We start from the raw sequence: 16917 nt of genomic DNA on the forward strand, positions 1-16917 counted from the left end.
GGCGTACCCCGACGAGCACCGAGGAGCGGCAGATGACCTCCCAACACCCGGATCGCAGGCGCTGGTTCGCGCTGGCCGTGGTGATGACGGCCAGCCTGATGGACCTGGTCGACGTGACCATCGTCAACATCGCGATGCCCAGCATCCAGCAGGAGACCGGGGCGTCGTTCAGCGCCCTGCAGTGGATCAGCGCCGGCTATGCGCTGGCCTTCGCGGTCGGCCTGATCACCGGCGGCCGGCTCGGCGACATCTACGGCCGCAGGCGGCTCTTCCTGCTCGGCATCGGCGGGTTCACCGTCGCGTCCGCGCTGTGCGGCCTCGCCACCGGCCCGGACATGCTGGTCGCGGCCCGGGTGCTGCAGGGCGCCGCCGGTGCGCTGATGGTGCCGCAGGTGCTTTCGATCATCCATGCCGGCTTCCCGGCGGAGGAGCGCGGCAAGGTCTTCGGCCTGTTCGGCGCCATGGTCGGCCTGGGCGCGGTGACCGGGCCGCTGCTCGGCGCGCTGCTGACCGAGTGGGACGTCGCCGGGCTCGGCTGGCGGCCGATCTTCCTGGTCAACCTGCCGGTCGGGGTGGCCGGCCTGGTGCTCGGACGGATCTTCATCGACGAGTCGAAGGCGCCGCAGGCGCTCCGGCTGGACCTGGTCGGCATGCTGCTGGCCACCGCCGGCCTGCTGATGGTGCTGTACCCGCTGACCCGCGGCCGGGAGCTCGGCTGGCCGCTGTGGGGCTACGCGCTGATGGCGGGCGGCCCGGTGGTGCTGGCACTGTTCGTCCGGTACGAGCGGGCCAAGAGCCGCCGGGACGGCTCCCCGCTGGTGGAGCTCTCGCTCTTCCGGGTGCGCAGCTTCGCCGCGGGCATCGGCGTGCAGCTGGGCCACGGCACGGTCTGCGGCGTGTTCTTCCTGGTGTGGACGCTCTACATGCAGCTCGGCCTCGGCTGGAGCCCGCTGAAGTCCGGTCTGACCGGCCTGCCGTTCTCGCTGGCCGTCTCCACGGCGGCCGGGCTGTCGGTGCAGAAGCTGGTGCCGCGGTTCGGCCGCGGGGTGCTCCGCGCCGGGGCGGTCGTGATGGCCGCGGGTTCGCTGCTGTACCTCGCCCTCGCCGAGTGGCTGGGCACCGGCATCACGCCGTGGCAGATGGCGTTGCCGCTCGCGGTGATGGGCGCCGGCATGGGTCTGATCGTGGCGCCGCTGACCGATGCGGTGCTCTCCGAGGTGCCGCGGGAGCACGCCGGTTCGGCGTCCGGGCTGATCAACACGGTCAACCAGCTGGGTGTGGCGCTCGGGCTCGGCCTGACCTCGGTGCTGTTCTTCAACGTGGTGGACGATGCCGGGCCGGCCGGGATCGCGGACGGGCGGGCGTTCGCCGACGCCTTCGGCAGCTCCATGTGGTGGGTGGCCGGCGGACTGGTGCTGGTGTTCGTCCTGATGGGGGCGCTGCCCAGGCACCGCCCGCAGCCGGCTGCCGATGCCGCCGGTGCCGCTGCGGAGCCCGTGCGGAAGGACGGGGAGCCGGCGCTGATCGGCTGAGCTTGCCTCTGGGGCAAATTTCTTGCCCAGTGGGCACGGCGGGTGTGGACTGGTCGCATGACGGACGACCAGGAGGTCGCGGGCCTCGGCACGCGACTGCGTGAGCACCGGCTGGCCGGGCGGCTGACCCTGGAGGGCGCGGCCGCCCGGGTGGGGCTCTCCCCAGCCTATCTGTCGCGGTTGGAGACCGGGCGACGGCAGCCCTCGCTGCCCGTGCTGCTCGGTCTCGCCCGCGCGTACGGGACGACCGTCTCCGGGCTGCTCGGCGAGCAGCCCGGGGAACCGGACCCGGTGGTCCGCGGCGGGGCCATCGAGCCCGGCCGGGCCGGCGGCTGGGGCTACCGGCGGGCCGGTGCACAGGGCCGGGCCATGCAGGCGCTGCGCGTCCACGTCCCGCCGAGCGTCCAGGACGCCGTCGTCCGGGTCCACCCGGGCGAGGAGTGGCTGTACGTGCTGGAGGGTCGGCTGCGGCTCACCCTCGGCGAGACCGTCCACCTGCTCGACCGGGGCGACTCGGCGCACTTCGACTCGCTCACCCCGCACTGCATCGCCGCCGAATCGCCCGCCGGGGTCGAACTGCTCTTCCTGCACACGCTGCTGCAGAGCCCGGGCGGCGAACTCTGCCTCGGCGACGCACCCCGGATCTGACCGCACCTGCCACCCCGTCAGGAGGACGGACATGGACAAGCCCACCACCGACGCCGGACGGCGCACCGACCGCCGGGTCTGGATCCGCGCCACCATCTACATGGCCGCCACGCACGCCTTCGCGGGCTTCGTGATCCTGCTCTTCGAGATCGGCAGCCGGAAGAACGGCTGACGGAGGGCCGGCCGGCGGCAGAACGGCCAGCGGTCGCTCAGAGCCGGACCAGCGTGCAGAGGGCGTCCAGGGCGGCCTCGAAGGCGTGGTCCGGCGGGGTGCCGTAGCCGATCACCAGGGAGGCCGGGCGCTCCGGGTCGGGGCCGGCCGCCGGGGTGCGGCACCAGCCGAGGACGTTCACCGACAGTCCCAGCCAGGAGGCCTGGCGCAGCAGCTCCTCCTCGCCCAGCGAGCCCGGCGGCAGCTCCAGCACCGCGTGCAGCCCGGCCGCGATGCCGGTGACCCGCACCCGGGGTGCCCGCTCGGCCAGCACCGCCACCAGGCGGTCCCGCCGTCGCCGGTACTGCAGCCGGCTGCGGCGGACGTGCCGGTCGTACGCACCCGAGGTGATCAGCTCGGCCAGGGTCAGCTGGTCCACCACCCCGCTCTGGCCGTCCGCCAGTTCCTTCCGGCGGGTCACCGGGCCGACCAGGGCGGCCGGCAGGGCCAGCCAGCCCAGCCGCAGGCCGGGTGCCAGGCTCTTGCTGGCGGTGCCCGCGTAGACCACCCGCTCCGGGTCGAGGGCCTGCATCGCGCCGACGGGCTGCCGGTCGTAGCGGAACTCCCCGTCGTAGTCGTCCTCCACCACCAGCCCGCCGCTCTCCCGGGCCCAGCCCACCGCTGCGGCCCGGCGGGCGGCCCGCAGCGGCACCCCGGTCGGGAACTGGTGCGCCGGGGTGAGCACCGCCGCGGCCGCGCCGCTGCCGGCCAGCAGGTCGGTGCGCGCCCCGCCGCCGTCCAGCGGCAGCGCCATGGTGGCCAGGCCCTTCGCGGTCAGCACCTGCTGCTGCGGCGGCAGTCCGTACTCCTCGACCGCGACCGTCTCCGCGCCCTGTTCGCGCAGTACCTCGCTCAGCAGGCCGAGGCCCTGGGTGTAGCCCGCGCAGACCAGCAGCCGCTCCGGGTCGGTCCGCACCCCGCGGACCCGCGCCAGGTAGCCGGCGAGGGCGCGGCGCAGTTCGATCCGGCCGCGCGGGTCGGTGTAGCCGAACGCCTCGTGCGGGGCGGTGGCCAGTGCCCGGCGGGCCGCCGCCGTCCAGGCGGACCGCGGGAAGCGCGACACGTCCGGGCGACCCGGCATCAGGTCGTACCGGACGGCCGGGGTGCGCGGCGCGAGGGCCGCGGGCACGGGCACGGACGGCGTGCCGCGGTCGGCCACCACCGTGCCCGAGCCCTGCCGGGAGGCCAGCCAGCCCTCGGCGGCGAGCTGCGCGTACGCCTCGGCGACGGTGTTGCGGGCGATGCCCAGGTCCCGGGAGAGTTCGCGCGAGGAGGGCAGCCGGGTGCCGCGGGCGAGCCGGCCGGTGCGGACGGCCTCGCGCAGCGCGTCCTCCAGGGCGGCCCGCAGGCCGAGGCCGCGGGAGCGCCCGGCGGTGAGGTCGAGGTGCAGGTCGCCGCCGAAAGTGGCCCAGGATTCCATGCTGCCAATGAACCACAGGCGGGGGCCATTTCGTCCCTACGGTGGAACGCATGACGACGAACGAATCCGCCTACGTCCCCGCCCCCGTCCAGCGCATCTCGCTCCCGGAGCAGGCCGCCGGCTTCTACCGCGCCATGATCGACCTGGACCGGGCCGCCCGGGCCGGCCTCGATCCGTCGCTGGCCGAACTCGTGAAGATCCACGCCTCGGCGATCAACGGCTGCGCCTTCTGCCTGGACATGCACACCACCGACGCCCGCAAGGGCGGCGAGCAGGAACACCGCCTCGCCACGCTGCCGGCCTGGCGCGAGGCCCCCTGGTACACCGCCCGCGAGCGGGCCGCCCTCGCCCTCACCGAGGCGGTCACCCTGGTGTCCCAGGGGCACGTGCCGGACGCCGTCTACGACGAGGCCGCCAAGCACTTCGACCAGCCCGAACTCGCCCAGCTGATCGCCCTGATCATCACCATCAACTCCTGGAACCGGATCGGCATCACCTCCCGGCTGAGCCCCGCCCCCAAGCAGGCCTGAGGCCGCGAACTCCCCGGTGCGGCACCGGCCGTAACCCATCTCACAGCCCGTCGGGCCCGGTTCGGTGCGGACCGGGCCCGCGGCGCCCCTATATTTGAACTGACTGGTCAGTTCAAAAACGGGGGAGGGCTTCATGGCCGACCGGCATGCCGGGGCCGCAGTCAGGGCGGAGGCGCTGTCACTGCGCGGCGCACGCGGCTGGGTCTACCGGGACGTGGAGTTCGAGGCGCCGCCCGGCGCCCTCGTCGCACTGGAGGGGGAGGCCGGCTCCGGCCGCACCTCCCTGCTGCTCACCCTCGCCGGGCGGATGCGCCCCACCGGCGGCAGTGCCGCCGTCGACGGCCTCGCCCTGCCGAAGCAGGCCGCCAAGGTCCGCCGCATCGCCGCCCTGGGCCCCGTCCCCGGTGTCAACGAACCCGATCCGGCACTCACCGTCGCCGCCCACCTGCGCGAGCAACTCCACCTGCACGGTCGCCCGTTCGCACCGTCCGCGCGCCGTGGCAACGACCGGCGGGCCGCCCTCGCGCTGGCCGCCGCCGGCCTCGACCCCGACCGGCTGCCCGACGGACTGCGCACCCCCGCCCGCGAGTTGGGCGCCCTGGACCGGCTCCGGCTCGGCACCGCACTCGCCCTGATCGGCGAGCCCCGGCTGATCTGCGTGGACGAGCCCGACGAGCGCCTCGACGACGCCGGCCGGCGCGCCGCCTGGCAACTGCTCCGCGACACCGCCGACCGCGGCATCACCGTGCTGGCCTCCACCACCGACGCCGGACGCGCCGCCGGCCTCGCCGACCTGACGGCGCAAACCACTCCCGCGGAGACCCCCGCGGCACCCGAACAGGAGGCCGCCGATGCGCGCGCTTAGCCTGGCCCGCCTGGAATTCGGCCGCTTCAGCCGCGGCCGGCTGCCCCGCGCCGCAATGGCCGCCCTGCTGCTCCTCCCGCTGCTCTACGGCGCGCTCTACCTCTGGTCGTTCTGGGACCCGTACAGCCGCCTCGACAAGCTGCCGGTCGCCCTCGTCAACGAGGACCGCGCCGTCACGGTGGAGGGCAGCAAGGTCGACGCCGGGCACGACCTCGCCGCGAAGCTCGGGCAGAGCCGCACCTTCGGCTGGAAGGAGACCACCGCCGCCGACGCGGAGAAGGGCCTCGCCACCGGCCGCTACTACCTGACCCTCACCATCCCGGCCGACTTCAGCGCCGGCATCGCGGGCAGCAACGGCGACCACCCCGAGCGGGGCACCCTGCAGGTGCGCACCAACGACTCCAACAACTACGTCGTCGGCTCGATCTCCCGCACCGTCTTCAGCGAGGTCCGGGCCGCCGCCAGCGCCAAGGCCTCCGCCGGGTTCTACGACAAGATCTTCCTCGGCTTCTCCGACCTGCACGACCGCACCGCGCAGGCCGCCGACGGCGCCCACCAGGTCGCCGACGGCGCCGACCGGGCCCACGACGGCTCGGCGCAGCTCGCCGACGGCACCGCACGTGCCAAGGACGGCGCCGGCAAGCTGGCCGCCGGCGGCCGCGACGCCCGCACCGGCGCCTCCGACCTCGCCACCGGCCTGGACAAGGCCAAGCAGGGCAGCAGCAGCCTCGACGACGGCATCGCCAGGATCGACGACAGCCTCGCCAGGCTGACCACCGGCGCCCAGCAGGTCGCCGACGGCACCCGCCGGCTCACCGACGAGGTCGACCCGCTGGCCCGCAAGATCTCCCCGGTGCTGCACACCTACCCGGAGCAGATCCGCATCGCCGCCCAACTGACCGCCGACGCCGCCGGGAAGCTCTCCACCGACCTGAAGGACCTGCCCGCCCGCTCCGCGGCCGTCCTCGCCGACGCCCGCAAGGTGTCCGCCGAGATCGACGCCTCGTACGCGCAGCACTGCCCCGGCGGCGCCCCCGCCCCGGGCCGCGACGCCGCCGACTGCCGGGCGGAGGCCGAGCTCTCGAACATCGGCCACCGCCTGGTCACCGCCGCCGAGCACGCCGACGCCCTGATCCGCCGGGCGGCGCCCGCACTGGACCAGGTGGCGGCCTACGCCGGCGACGTGGAGAAGGCGGCCCGCAAGCTCGCCGACCCCGCCCTCGCCGCCGAGTTCGACGCCAAGGTCGCCGACCTGCACCGGCTGGACGACGGCGCCCACCAGGTCGCCGACGGCACCGCGAAGATCAAGCAGGGCACCGCCGTCGCCCTCACCGGCATCCGCAGCCTCGACAGCGGCCTCGGCCGGCTCGACGACGGCGCCCACCGCCTCTCCGGCGGCATCTACCGGCTCTCCACCGGCATGACCGCCCTCGACTCCGCCACCGGGCAGCTCGCCGACGGCGCCGCCCGCCTCGACGACGGTCTCGGCACCCTCGCCGACGGCTCCGGCCGGCTCGCCGCCGGACTGCAGGACGGCGCCGCGAAGATCCCCGACTACACCGACGGCCAGCGCGCCGCCCGCACCGCCGCCATGAGCGACCCGGTCGCCCTCGCCCGGCAGGAGCTCAACAAGGCACCCAACTACGGCACCGGCTTCGCCCCGTACTTCATCCCGCTCGCCCTCTGGGTCGGCGCGATGGTCAGCTACATGCTGCTCCGCCCGCTCGGCCCGCGCGCCCTGGCCGGCAACGCACCCGCCTGGCGGGTCGCCCTGGCCGGCTGGCTGCCCGCCGCCGTGATCGGCCTCGCCCAGGCCGGCGCCCTGCTCGGCGTCCTGCACTGGGGCCTCGGGCTGGAGCCCGAGCGGATGGCCGGGCTGATCGGCTACCTCGCCCTCACCGTGCTCTGCTTCACCGCCCTCATGCAGTGGATCAACGCCCGCTTCGGCCCGGCAGGACGGCTGCTCGCCCTGGCCCTGCTGATGCTGCAGCTCACCTCGGCGGGCGGCACCTACCCGGTGGAGTCCAGCCCCGGCTTCTTCAACGCGATCCACCCGTTCCTGCCGATGACCTACGTCGTCGCCGGACTGCGCCGGCTGATCAGCGGCGGCGACCTCACCGCCGTCTGGACGGGCAGCGCCGTGCTCGCCGCCTTCTGGGCCGGCGCGCTCGCCCTGACCGTGCTCACCGCCCGCGGCCGCCAGGTCTGGACGCTCTCCCGGCTGCACCCCGAGCTGTCGCTCTGACGCCCCGCCGAAACCCTGCCGGGCGCGCGGTACGATCCGCGCGCCCGGCATTCTTCGTTCCCCACCCACCGGCGCCGGCCGGCGTCCCCCACCCTCCGGAAGCACCCATGAGCCAACGCCGCAGCGCGACCCGGCAGAAGCTGTACGAGGCCGCCGTCACCCTCATCGCCGAGAAGGGCTTCTCCGCCACCACCGTCGACGAGATCGCCGAACGCGCCCAGGTGGCCAAGGGCACCGTCTACTACAACTTCGCCAGCAAGACCGAGCTGTTCGAGGGCCTGCTCAAGCACGGCACCGGGCTGCTCACCGACTCGCTCCGGGAGGCCGCCGAGGGAAGACCGCCGCTGGAGGGCGTCGACGCGATGATCCGGGCCGGCCTGGTCTTCATCGCCGCCTACCCGTCGTTCGCGCAGCTCTTCGTCGCCGAGACCTGGCGCACCAACCGGGCCTGGCACGAGTCGCTGCGGATGATGCGCGACAGCGCCGTCGCGGTGGTCGCCGGGGTGCTCGACGAGGCCGTCCGCGAAGGCCTGCTCTCCGAGGACCTGGACACCCAGCTGATCGCCTCGGCGCTGTTCGGCATGGTGCTGGTGGTCGCCCTCGACTGGCTGGCCTTCCAGCCCGACCGCAGCCTGGACGACGTGCACGCCGCCCTCGTCCGCCTCGTGCACGGCCGCATCACCCCGGCCTGAGCAGTACCCCGGCCTGACCGGGCGGGGCGGACCGGCAGTACGCCGGCCCGCCCCGCCCCGGCGTCAGCCGATCCGCACCGGCAGCGTCCGCACGCTGTTGGAGACGAACGAGGCGATCGGCTCGGGCGCCGGACCGTCCGCCGCCACCAGCGACGGGTAGCGGGTGAACAGCCCGCGCAGCGCCGTCTCCGCCTCCAGCCGGGCCAGCCCCGCACCCAGGCAGAAGTGCGGGCCGTGCCCGAAGGACAGGTGCCGGGAGGCCGTCCGCGTGACGTCGAAGCGGTCCGCCTCCGCGTGGTGCCCGCCGTCCCGTCCGGCCGCCGCGTACGAGGCCAGCAGCGCCTCGCCGCGCCGGATCAGCACCCCGCCGACCTCGATGTCCTCCGCCGCGTAGCGCAGCGGGAACTGGCCCACCGGGGAGTCGTACCGCAGCGTCTCCTCGACCACCGCCGACCAGGTCGCCTTGCCGTCCAGCACCAGCTGCAGCTGGTCCGGGTGGGCGAGCAGGGCGCGCACCGCATTGGTGATCAGGTTCAGCGTGGTCTCGTGGCCGGCCACCAGCATCAGCAGCAGGGTGCCGACCAGCTCCTGCTCGGAGAGCCGGTCGCCCTCCTCGCGGGCGGCGATCAGGTCGGTGGTGAGGTCGTCGCCGGGCTGCGCCCGCTTGGCCGCGATCACCGAACCGAGCAGCGCGAACAGGCCCTGCTGCGCCGCGATCGCCGCCTCGGGCGTCGCGGAGCTGGAGACCAGGGTGTTGGACAGCTCGTGCAGCTCGTCCTGCTGCTGCACGTCCAGGCCGAGGAGTTCGCCGATGACCTGCATCGGCAGCGGGTACGCGAAGTGCGTGCGCAGGTCGAAGTCGCCCTCCAGGCCGGCGAGTCCGTCCAGCAGCCGCTCGGCCCGGGCCTCGACCGCGGGGGCCAGTTCGGCGATCCGGCGCGGGGTGAACGCCTGGGTGACCAGCCCGCGCAGCCGCCGGTGGTCGGCGCCGTCCGCGGTGACCATGCCGGGCACGGTCACGAAGTTGAGCAGCGGCCAGCCCTCGGGCAGCCGGCCCTCGCGGAACGTCGTCCACAGCCGGGCGTTCTTGCCGACCCGGGGGTCGGCGAGCAGATCCTGGAGGGTGTCGTGGTGGGTTATCGCCCAGACCACCACCCCGCCAGGGAGTTCCACCAGGACCGCCGGGCCGGCTTCCCGGAGCCGGGTGTTCTCGGTGTGCTGGTCGCGGCCGAAGGGGTCGAGTCTGACGGGGGTGAGACTGTCGGCGGTGTCCATGTCGGCCTTTCGGACGTGGCGGCGGGGCGGGGCGGGGTGAACGCGCTGTACAGCACCGGCAGGTCGACCAGCGCGCGCGACCAGGGCGACGGCCGCCACTTCAACTCGGCCGCAGGCACGGCGAGCTGCAGATCGGGGAGCCGGTGCAGCAGGGTCTCGACGGCGGTCTCGACGATCAGCCGGGCCGGGTGCTGGGCTGGGCAGACGTGCCGTCCGGCGCCCCACGCCAGGTGCGCCCGGTTGCCGCCGATGCCGTCCGGGCCGTGCACGGACGGGTCGGCGTTGGCCCCGGCCAGGCCGAGCACCAGCATGTCGCCGGCGCTGATGTACTGGCCGCCGAGCACGGTGTCGCTCGTGGCCCACCGCCCGGGGAAGTTCTGGGTCGGCGGGTCGCGCCACAGCACCTCGTCCAGGGCGTCCGAGACGCTCAGCCGGCCGCCGGTGAGCGTCGAGCGGAACCGGCGGTCGGTGAGCAGCAGCCGCAGCGCGTTGCCGGTCCAGTTGATGGTGGTCTCGTTGCCCGCGACCAGGATCACCACCAGGTGGTGGACGGCCTCCTCGTCGGTGAGCCCGGCCTGGTGGGCGAGCAGCCAGGAGGTCAGGTCGGCGCCGGGCTGTTCGCGGCGGCGCTTCACCAGGTCGACCAGGATCGCCTGGAACTCGGCGTTGGCCCGCACCGACTTCTCGCTGCTGTCCACGAAGTGGCTGATCAGCTCGATGAGATGGGGGCCGGCCTCGGCGGGCAGGCCGAGCAGCTGGGTGAAGACCAGCAGCGGCAGCCGGCGCGCGTACTGGGCGATCAGGTCGGCGGTGCCGTCCGGACCCCAGCTGTCGATCAGGGCGTTGGCCGCGGCCTCGGTGGTGGTGCGCAGCTGCCGGTGGTCGATCCTGGCCAGGGTGTCGGCGACGGCGGCGCGCAGCCGCTGGTGCTCGGCGCCGTCCAGGTTGAGCAGGGTGGGCCGCCAGACGGTCATCGGCAGCAGCCGCGAGTCGGCGGCGAGCCGGCCCTCCCGCGGCACCCGCCAGCGCCGCGAGTCCTTGGAGAACAGCTGCTCGTTGCGGGTGAGTTCGAGCAGCTCGGGGTAGCCGATGACCAGCCAGGCCTCGACTCCGGGCTCCAGCTCGATCGGCGCGACCGGCCCGTACTGCTCGCGCAGCCGGGCGTACAGGCCGTGCGGGTCGTCGGAGACCGCCGGGCCGTAGAGCGGTGCGGCGTGCCCGCCGCCGCCCTGGTGCATCGGGCAGCCGGGCGGCGGGAGCTGGCCGCCCTCCGGCAGGGGGGTGGTCATGGCTGGAGCTCCAGTGCGGCGGTGGCGTGCAGGTGGGCGACGAAGTCGATCAGCACGTCGTAGGCGGCCTGTCGGTCGCGGGCGTCGCAGTGCAGGATCGGCACGTCCGGGAGCAGGTCGAGGGCGGCGCGCAGCTCGTCCTCGGCATGGCGCTTGGTGTCCGGGAAGACGTTGACGGCCACCGCGAACGGGATGCCCTGCTCCTCGAGCTGGCCGAGCACGTCGAAGCTCTCGTCGATCCGGCGGGTGTCGACCAGGGCGATCGCGCCGAGTGCGCCGCGCGAGAGGTCCTCCCACAGCGGCCAGAAGCGCTGCTGCCCGGGGGTGCCGAACAGGTAGAGCGCGAGCTGCGGGCTGAGCGTGATCCGGCCGAAGTCGAGCGCCACGGTGGTGGTGGTCTTGCCGACCCGGCCGGTGAGGTCGTCGATGCCGGCGCCGGCGGCGGTCATGGTCTCCTCGGTGCGCAGCGGGGCGATCTCGCTGAGCGATCCGACGAGGGTGGTCTTGCCGACCCCGAACGGACCGGTGACCAGGATCTTGACGGCGCCCTGCACGGTGGAGGGCAGGTAGGACGGTTCAGCGGAGTTGGCGGAGGCCAACGAGCACCTCCTCGAGGAGCGCGGTGGGCAGGCGCTCGGCCTGCGGGACGTCCGGCGACCGGTGGACGGCGGTCGCCGGGGGGAGGACCTGGACGGCGCCGAGGTCCCACAGGTCGCCGACGAGCACCTTCACCACGCTCAGCGGCAGGTGCAGGTGGGCGGCGATCTCGGCGATCGCGAGCAGCCGCCCGCAGAGCGCCAGGATGCGCTGGTGTTCCCGGTTGAGCTCGGCACCGCCGGTGTCGGCCCCGGGCACGGTGGAGACGAGGCTCTCCAGCGCGAGGACGTTCCGGCTGGGCCGGCTCCGGCCGCCCGTGATCACGTACGGCCGGACCGGGCCGCTCACCGCGCGTCCCCGGCCGCCTGCTCCACCCGGGGCGGGCTGGTCAGGTGGGTGCCGATCCGCTCGACCAGCACCTGCATCTGATAGGCCACCAGGCCCGCGTCGACGGCCTCGCCGGTGACCACGGCGAGGTGGGCGCCGGCACCGGCCGCCACGATGAACAGGTAGCCGCCGCCGTACTCGACGACGATCTGCCGGGTCGCGCTGCCCGGTCCGCCGAAGCCCTGCGCCACGCCGCGGGCCAGCGACTGCAGGCCGGAGCAGGCGGCGGCGAGCCGCTCGGCGTCGTCGCGGCCGATCCGTTCGCTGCGGCCGATCTCCAGGCCGTCGTTGGACACCACGACGGCGTGCCGCACCTCGGGGACGGAGACGATGTCCGCCAGAAGCCAGCCGAGATCAGGGTTGGTGGTCATAGAACTCTCCTGCGCGCAGGGGCTGTTGGGGGGAAGCGGGAAGCGTCCCGGCCGGCCCGGGGGCGGGTGCGGCCGGGGTGTGGTGCTGCTGGTCCTGCTGGTCCTGCCTGGTGGCCGAGCGCCCGCTGGCGGTGCCGGCCTGGAAGAGTGCCATGAAGGCCTGCGCCTCCCGGGCGGAGCGCGGCGCAACGGCGCCGCCGGTGCCGCCGGACTGTCCGGCGGCGTGCCGTCCTGCCGCGGGGGCGGCACGGCGGCGGTTGGTGCGGCGGGGCAGCCCGCCGGTGGACGGCCCGTCCTGCGGGGCCGGTTCTGCCGGTACGGCAGGAGCGGTGGGTGCGGCCGGGGCCGCGGCCGCCGGTGCGGCGGGTGCGGCGGGCCGCTCGGCGGCGGGGTGCGGCTGCCCGCCGGGAAGTGCGGGCGAGTGCGGCAGCGGCTCGGTGAGCAGCGCGTTCGGCAGCAGGACGACCACCCGCACACCGCCGTACGGCGAGGGCGCGGAGCTGAGCGTGACCCGGAAGCCGTACTGCTCGGCCAGCCTGCCGACCGCCGCCAGCCCCAGCTGCGGCACCTCGCCGAGCCGGGACACCTCCAGCCCGACATCGCCGGACAGCGCGGCGGCCGCCTTCTCCACCGCGCCCTCGGGCATGCCGACGCCGGCGTCGTCGATCTCGATCACGGCGCCGTTGTGCACCGGCATCAGCGTGACGAACACCTGCGTGCTGGGCGGGGAGTAGCGGGTGGCGTTGTCCAGCAGCTCGGCGACCGCGTGGATCAGCGCCTCCGCGGCGGCGCCCACCACGGCGGTCTCCATCCGGCTGCGCACCACCACCCGCTGGAACGGCAGGATGCGCGACTGGGCGCCGCGGACCACGTCCTCCAGGGCGACCGGCTCCGGCCAGTGCCGGCCCGCGCGTGCGCCGCACAGCACGGCCAGGGTCTGGGCCAGCCGGGCCTGCTGGGCGGCGGCGTGGTCGGCCTTGAGCAGGCCCTCCAGCAGGACGGGGTCGTCGTGGGTGCGCTCCATCTCGTCCAGCCCGGCCTGCTGGTCGTGGGCCATCACCAGGATGCGGCGGGCGACGCTGAGGAATGCGCGCTGGGTGGCGGCGACGATCTCCTGCTCCTGCTGCACCGCGGCGGCCTCCGCACTGCGGCGCGCCATCTCGCCGGCCAACCGGCCGCGCAGGGAGTCGGTTTCGCGCTGCTGCTCGTCGAGCCGGCGGCGCAGGGTGCGGGTGACGGACCGGTACCTCGCGGCGGTCAGGACCGCGGGGACGGCGAGGACAACGGCTGCCGCTGCGCACCACTGAGACATCGTCACGCGGCGAATTCTAGGATGATGATCCTACGTAAGTGTGAACAGATCGCAGGATTGGTGATCTGGACGCGTCAAATAGCGGCTTTCGCCATGACATTTCGTCAGTGTTCGGGGCGCCTTCCGCGCCCTTCCGTCGGTGCCGGACAACTCCCCCGACGGGCCCGGGTTCCCGGACCCGCGCAGGTCACTGGCCGTCCACCTCGCCGTACGGCTCCTGGGCGCGCGCCGGGACGGGCCGCAGCGAGCGCAGGCCGCGGGCCACGGCGAAGCCGCGGCGGAGAGCGGCACCGAGACCGGTCTCCGGCTCGGCGGGCGCCGGTACGACTGGGGGCTCGGCCGGCGGGCGCTGCCCGGGGATGAGGCCGGTGGCGGGCGCGGTGCTGCGGGCCGTCTGCGTCATCTCTCCACGTCCTCCGTGTTCCTGCCGGGTGCCGCCGGTGCGGGGCGGGTTCTCGCCGTCCGCTGTGAGGTCTACCCCGTGGGGCGGCCGGTTCTGTCCGGATTCGGCGACAAGGCGGTCCCGGGATCCTCCCGGGCCGGTGCCGTTCGCCGCGGGCGGGGTCACGGCGTGTGCTCGACGGCGATCATCGTGCCCTGCAGCAGCGCGACTTCCTTGCCCGGAATTCCGCCGCTGACCGAACGTATCTCGGCGCCGACGACGGTGATGGTGCGGCCGCTGCGGACGACCGTCCCGGTGGCCCGCAGCCGCTCGCCGACCCCGGGGCTGAGCAGGTTCAGCTTGAACTCCACGCTCAGCACGTCCTTGCCCTCGGGCATCAGGGAGAGCGCGGCGGCGCCGGCCGCCGCATCCGCGAGCGTGGAGATCGCGCCGGCGTGCACGAAGCCGTTCTGCTGGGTGACCTCGGGCCGGACCGGCAGATCGAGCACCACCCGGCCGCGGGACAGCTCGACGATCTCCACCCCCAGCGTCGCCAGCAGCGGCTGGCCGGTGAGGTTGCTGCGGAGTCGGTCGGTGACGGTGTCCATGGCGGCGGTCCTGGTGCGGGGGCTGGGGTGCTCCACGAACCTTCCGCCGCCGACCGGCCCGGAGTCAACCCCGGGCCCGGACAGCACCGGGGCCCGCGCCGTGCGGCGCGGGCCCGTCGGTATCGGAGTCCAGGGCACCCCGAGGGGCTGCCCTGCTGTCCCTACAGCAGGTCGGCGTCGGTGGCCGCCTGCCCGTCGGCGGCAGTGTCCGGCAGCTCGGTGCCGGTGACGGCCTTGGCGTCGCCGATGCGCTGCTGGGGCATGTCGGCGTGGGCGCTCGGGGCGGTCAGCGAGGCGACGACGCCGACGGCGAGGGAGGCAAAGGCGAGCATGCTGCGCTTCTTCATGCCCTGCACAACGCGCACAGCGGCACGAGGTCACGGCCGGCCGGCCACGGGCAGTCGAGTACGGCTAGCGCGGCCAGTGCCGCAGGCCTTCGACCAGCACTCCGGTCAGCCGCTGCCGGGACACCGCGACGTCCTCGGCGAGCCGGAAGCCGCCCGCGGTGGCCAGCGAGGCGAAGCCGTGGACGGTCGCGCGGACCGTCCTGGTGGCGTGGATCAGCTCCGATCCGGCCAGGCCGTAGCCCTGCAGCACCGCGAGGATCACCTCGACCAGCCGGCCGGCGGCCGCGGTGAGCTCCGGATCGTCCTGCGGGGCCTGCGGGAGCGCCGCGTAGCGGTTCGGGTGGCGCACCGCGTAGTCGACGTAGGCGTCGACCAGGGCGGCGAGGGCCTCGTCCCCGCCGCGGCCGAGCACCGCGCGGGAGAGCCGTTCGGTCAGTTCGTCGGTGACCCGGACGGCCACCAGGCGGCGCAGTTCGGCGAGTCCGCCGGTGACGTGCTTGTAGAGCGAGGGGGTGGCGACGCCGGCGCGGCCGGCCACGGCGGCCAGGGTCAGCGCCTCCGGGCCCTGCTCGTCGAGGAGTCCGACCGCGTGGTCGACGACGGCGGCGGGGTTCAGTCCGGCCCTGGGCATCAGGCGACCTCGTTCACTTCGTCCAGGAAGGGCAGCAGGGCGTCGGCGGTGGCCTGCGGGTACCCGGCCATCGGGTAGTGGCCGCCGCCCTCGATGATCACCTTACGGCCCCGGAGGGCCTGTGCCTGGCGCTCGGCGAGCGCGGCCGGGTCGGGGAAGTCCGGGTCGGCGCCGCCCATGACGACCAGCGCCGGGCAGGTGACGTCCGCGCCCCAGCCGGTCGGTGCGGAGTCGCCGCGGACGTACCCGCGCACCGCCTGCCGGCGGCCGGGCTGCTTGAGTGCGGCGACCAGCCGGGCGCGGTACGCGTCGAAGTCGGCCGGGCGCCGGTTCGGGTAGTAGAACCTCTGCGCCGCGCCCCACAGCGAGGGGAACCAGGTGAGGGCCGGGCCGAGCAGGCCGACCATCGCCTTCTGCAGCAGGTTGGGCGGGAAGTTCTCGAAGAACGCGTCGATCAGGACGATGCCGGCGACCCGCTCCGGGGCGTCGGCCGCGGCCCGGACGACGGTGGCGCCGGTGTACGAGCTGCCGACCAGGACGGCGCGGCGGATGCCGAGGTGGTCGAGCAGGGCGAGGACGTCGCCGGCGATCGCGGTCGGCGAGTAGTCGTCCCAGGCGGTCGAGGACTCCCCGAGTCCGCGCAGGTCCATGGTGACCACCCGGTGCCCGGCGGCGGTCAGCAGCGGGTGCAGGTGCCGGTAGGCGGCGCGCAGGTCGAGCATGCCGGGGAGCAGGACGACCGGGACGCCGCTGCCCTGCTCGGTGTCGTCGTAGGCCAGCCGGCCGCCCGGGACGTCCAGGTGGCGGGTCTTCAGTGCGCTCCGGGTGTCGTTCACGGCGGGCCTCCTCGGCCTGGTGGCTGAATGCCTGGCTGATTGCCTGTAGCCAAAAAGCTACGGCTAATAGCCTTAGCCGTCAAGTGTGGCCCCGCCCTGCGGTAGCGTGCCGCCGGACCGCGGGAACCGAGAGAGCGAGGCGCCATGCCCTTCATCAACGTCAAGCAGCTGGCCGGCCGTACCGAGGAGCAGCGGGCGGAGATCGCCCGGGAGCTCACCGCGACGTACGCCCGGATCACCGGGGTGGACCCGTCGAACATCTGGGTCGCCATCGAGGAGCTCCCGGCCGAGAACTGGTCGGCCGGCGGCGAGACCTTCGCCGCCAAGCGGGCCCGCGCCGCCGCCTCCGGCAGCTGACCGGGGCGGGCGGCTCAGAGACCGTCCGCCCGGAACGGGTCGTGCTCCGCCAGCAGCTTGTCCAGCCTGGCCTGGTCGACCCGGGAGACGAGCTCGCCCGCGTCCTGGCGGTCGCGGACCACCTTGGCCAGGGTGAACGCCGAGGTGATGACGTAGAGCAGGGCGACCGCCAGGAAGGCCCGCACCCAGGCGTCCACCGGAAGGCAGGCGATCCCGATCGCGAGGGCGGCCGTGGCGAGGGCGAAGGACAGGACGGCCTGCACGTAGTAGGCGGCCGTGGTGCGGGGCTGCATGGGTGCGCTCATGCCTGCAGCGTCCCGGAGCGCCGGCAGGCCGGCATGAGTACGGATACTCAGCTTCGATGGCTTATCACCCTGAGTCA

At 74.4% G+C, this 16917-nt stretch carries 21 protein-coding genes; 8 read left to right on the top strand and 13 right to left on the bottom strand.

Annotated elements, in window-relative coordinates; all coding sequences use genetic code 11:
• Positions 1-32 precede the first annotated feature (32 nt).
• The 3 genes from ACQ614_RS19740 to ACQ614_RS19750 are packed head-to-tail and all read left to right on the top strand — an operon-like array spanning position 33 to position 2352.
• Complete coding sequence (locus ACQ614_RS19740) at positions 33-1532, top strand: MFS transporter (protein WP_431679843.1); 1500 nt, start codon at positions 33-35, stop codon at positions 1530-1532.
• Positions 1533-1589: 57 nt separating this feature from the next.
• A complete protein-coding gene (locus ACQ614_RS19745; protein ID WP_431679844.1) occupies positions 1590-2180 on the top strand; it encodes a helix-turn-helix domain-containing protein in 591 nt (196 codons plus the stop codon).
• Between the two features lie 31 nt (positions 2181-2211).
• On the top strand, positions 2212-2352 hold the full coding sequence (locus ACQ614_RS19750) for a DUF6126 family protein (RefSeq protein ID WP_363492753.1): 141 nt from the start codon (positions 2212-2214) through the stop codon (positions 2350-2352).
• Between the two features lie 37 nt (positions 2353-2389).
• Here ACQ614_RS19750 and ACQ614_RS19755 read toward each other — a convergent pair whose 3' ends face one another.
• Positions 2390-3811 (bottom strand): PLP-dependent aminotransferase family protein, encoded by a 1422-nt coding sequence (locus ACQ614_RS19755; RefSeq protein WP_431679845.1) that lies wholly within the window; start codon positions 3809-3811, stop codon positions 2390-2392.
• Between the two features lie 50 nt (positions 3812-3861).
• On the opposite strand from ACQ614_RS19755, the gene ACQ614_RS19760 reads away from it, so the two are divergent.
• The 4 genes from ACQ614_RS19760 (at position 3862) to ACQ614_RS19775 (ending at position 8143) form a co-directional block, all read left to right on the top strand.
• Positions 3862-4341 carry a carboxymuconolactone decarboxylase family protein gene (locus ACQ614_RS19760; protein ID WP_431679846.1) on the top strand — a complete coding sequence of 160 codons (480 nt, stop codon included), beginning with the start codon at positions 3862-3864 and terminating at the stop codon, positions 4339-4341.
• A 133-nt stretch (positions 4342-4474) separates the two neighbouring features.
• A complete protein-coding gene (locus ACQ614_RS19765; protein ID WP_431679847.1) occupies positions 4475-5206 on the top strand; it encodes an ATP-binding cassette domain-containing protein in 732 nt (243 codons plus the stop codon).
• Positions 5193-7451: a YhgE/Pip family protein gene (locus tag ACQ614_RS19770; protein WP_431679848.1), complete on the top strand. Its 2259-nt coding sequence runs from the start codon at positions 5193-5195 to the stop codon at positions 7449-7451. The genes ACQ614_RS19765 and ACQ614_RS19770 overlap by 14 nt, the downstream gene beginning before the upstream one ends.
• A gap of 107 nt (positions 7452-7558) precedes the next feature.
• Positions 7559-8143, top strand: a complete 585-nt coding sequence (locus ACQ614_RS19775) for a TetR/AcrR family transcriptional regulator (protein WP_363492748.1) — start codon at positions 7559-7561, stop codon at positions 8141-8143.
• 63 nt (positions 8144-8206) lie between these two features.
• Here the strand turns inward: ACQ614_RS19775 and ACQ614_RS19780 are convergent, their stop codons facing one another.
• From ACQ614_RS19780 to ACQ614_RS19830, 11 genes are all read right to left on the bottom strand, one after another.
• Positions 8207-9316: a cytochrome P450 family protein gene (locus ACQ614_RS19780; RefSeq protein ID WP_431679849.1), complete on the bottom strand. Its 1110-nt coding sequence runs from the start codon at positions 9314-9316 to the stop codon at positions 8207-8209.
• Positions 9280-10707, bottom strand: coding sequence for a cytochrome P450 (locus tag ACQ614_RS19785; protein WP_431679850.1), 1428 nt, complete (start codon positions 10705-10707; stop codon positions 9280-9282). Before ACQ614_RS19785 ends, ACQ614_RS19780 begins: the two co-directional genes overlap by 37 nt.
• Positions 10704-11306: a GTP-binding protein gene (locus ACQ614_RS19790; protein ID WP_431679851.1), complete on the bottom strand. Its 603-nt coding sequence runs from the start codon at positions 11304-11306 to the stop codon at positions 10704-10706. Before ACQ614_RS19790 ends, ACQ614_RS19785 begins: the two co-directional genes overlap by 4 nt.
• The gene (locus tag ACQ614_RS19795; RefSeq protein ID WP_363492744.1) at positions 11284-11652 is read right to left on the bottom strand and encodes a DUF742 domain-containing protein; all 369 of its coding nucleotides are present in this window, start codon (positions 11650-11652) and stop codon (positions 11284-11286) included. Before ACQ614_RS19795 ends, ACQ614_RS19790 begins: the two co-directional genes overlap by 23 nt.
• On the bottom strand, positions 11649-12062 hold the full coding sequence (locus ACQ614_RS19800; protein ID WP_363492743.1) for a roadblock/LC7 domain-containing protein: 414 nt from the start codon (positions 12060-12062) through the stop codon (positions 11649-11651). The genes ACQ614_RS19795 and ACQ614_RS19800 overlap by 4 nt, the downstream gene beginning before the upstream one ends.
• On the bottom strand, positions 12046-13374 hold the full coding sequence (locus ACQ614_RS19805) for an ATP-binding protein (protein WP_431683968.1): 1329 nt from the start codon (positions 13372-13374) through the stop codon (positions 12046-12048). The genes ACQ614_RS19800 and ACQ614_RS19805 overlap by 17 nt, the downstream gene beginning before the upstream one ends.
• Before the next feature lie 187 nt (positions 13375-13561).
• Complete coding sequence (locus ACQ614_RS19810) at positions 13562-13777, bottom strand: hypothetical protein (RefSeq protein ID WP_431679852.1); 216 nt, start codon at positions 13775-13777, stop codon at positions 13562-13564.
• Between the two features lie 161 nt (positions 13778-13938).
• Entirely contained in the window at positions 13939-14400 is a 462-nt protein-coding gene (locus tag ACQ614_RS19815; RefSeq protein ID WP_431679853.1) for a PaaI family thioesterase, read from the bottom strand.
• Positions 14401-14525: 125 nt separating this feature from the next.
• On the bottom strand, positions 14526-14711 hold the full coding sequence (locus tag ACQ614_RS19820) for a hypothetical protein (protein ID WP_431679854.1): 186 nt from the start codon (positions 14709-14711) through the stop codon (positions 14526-14528).
• Between the two features lie 64 nt (positions 14712-14775).
• Positions 14776-15342, bottom strand: a complete 567-nt coding sequence (locus ACQ614_RS19825; protein WP_431679855.1) for a TetR/AcrR family transcriptional regulator — start codon at positions 15340-15342, stop codon at positions 14776-14778.
• Entirely contained in the window at positions 15342-16178 is an 837-nt protein-coding gene (locus ACQ614_RS19830) for an alpha/beta fold hydrolase (protein WP_431679856.1), read from the bottom strand. The genes ACQ614_RS19825 and ACQ614_RS19830 overlap by 1 nt, the downstream gene beginning before the upstream one ends.
• Before the next feature lie 144 nt (positions 16179-16322).
• Between ACQ614_RS19830 and ACQ614_RS19835 the strand changes: the two genes are divergently transcribed.
• A complete protein-coding gene (locus ACQ614_RS19835; RefSeq protein ID WP_431679857.1) occupies positions 16323-16535 on the top strand; it encodes a tautomerase family protein in 213 nt (70 codons plus the stop codon).
• 14 nt (positions 16536-16549) lie between these two features.
• On the opposite strand, the gene ACQ614_RS19840 is transcribed toward ACQ614_RS19835, so the two are convergent.
• Positions 16550-16840: a YiaA/YiaB family inner membrane protein gene (locus tag ACQ614_RS19840; RefSeq protein WP_363492736.1), complete on the bottom strand. Its 291-nt coding sequence runs from the start codon at positions 16838-16840 to the stop codon at positions 16550-16552.
• Positions 16841-16917 lie beyond the last annotated feature (77 nt).

Source organism: Kitasatospora dryopteridis (assembly GCF_050749075.1).
In the GTDB taxonomy this organism is placed as follows: domain Bacteria; phylum Actinomycetota; class Actinomycetes; order Streptomycetales; family Streptomycetaceae; genus Kitasatospora.

Bases quoted from the DNA above. Each gene is read 5' to 3' on its own strand.
- ACQ614_RS19740 (WP_431679843.1), top strand. From the start codon at position 33: ATGACCTCCCAACACCCGGATCGCAGGCGCTGGTTCGCGCTGGCCGTG.
- ACQ614_RS19745 (WP_431679844.1), top strand. From the start codon at position 1,590: ATGACGGACGACCAGGAGGTCGCGGGCCTCGGCACGCGACTGCGTGAG.
- ACQ614_RS19750 (WP_363492753.1), top strand. From the start codon at position 2,212: ATGGACAAGCCCACCACCGACGCCGGACGGCGCACCGACCGCCGGGTC.
- ACQ614_RS19755 (WP_431679845.1), bottom strand. From the start codon at position 3,811: ATGGAATCCTGGGCCACTTTCGGCGGCGACCTGCACCTCGACCTCACC.
- ACQ614_RS19760 (WP_431679846.1), top strand. From the start codon at position 3,862: ATGACGACGAACGAATCCGCCTACGTCCCCGCCCCCGTCCAGCGCATC.
- ACQ614_RS19765 (WP_431679847.1), top strand. From the start codon at position 4,475: ATGGCCGACCGGCATGCCGGGGCCGCAGTCAGGGCGGAGGCGCTGTCA.
- ACQ614_RS19770 (WP_431679848.1), top strand. From the start codon at position 5,193: ATGCGCGCGCTTAGCCTGGCCCGCCTGGAATTCGGCCGCTTCAGCCGC.
- ACQ614_RS19775 (WP_363492748.1), top strand. From the start codon at position 7,559: ATGAGCCAACGCCGCAGCGCGACCCGGCAGAAGCTGTACGAGGCCGCC.
- ACQ614_RS19785 (WP_431679850.1), bottom strand. From the start codon at position 10,707: ATGACCACCCCCCTGCCGGAGGGCGGCCAGCTCCCGCCGCCCGGCTGC.
- ACQ614_RS19800 (WP_363492743.1), bottom strand. From the start codon at position 12,062: ATGACCACCAACCCTGATCTCGGCTGGCTTCTGGCGGACATCGTCTCC.
- ACQ614_RS19805 (WP_431683968.1), bottom strand. From the start codon at position 13,374: ATGTCTCAGTGGTGCGCAGCGGCAGCCGTTGTCCTCGCCGTCCCCGCG.
- ACQ614_RS19810 (WP_431679852.1), bottom strand. From the start codon at position 13,777: ATGACGCAGACGGCCCGCAGCACCGCGCCCGCCACCGGCCTCATCCCC.
- ACQ614_RS19820 (WP_431679854.1), bottom strand. From the start codon at position 14,711: ATGAAGAAGCGCAGCATGCTCGCCTTTGCCTCCCTCGCCGTCGGCGTC.
- ACQ614_RS19825 (WP_431679855.1), bottom strand. From the start codon at position 15,342: ATGCCCAGGGCCGGACTGAACCCCGCCGCCGTCGTCGACCACGCGGTC.
- ACQ614_RS19835 (WP_431679857.1), top strand. From the start codon at position 16,323: ATGCCCTTCATCAACGTCAAGCAGCTGGCCGGCCGTACCGAGGAGCAG.
- ACQ614_RS19840 (WP_363492736.1), bottom strand. From the start codon at position 16,840: ATGAGCGCACCCATGCAGCCCCGCACCACGGCCGCCTACTACGTGCAG.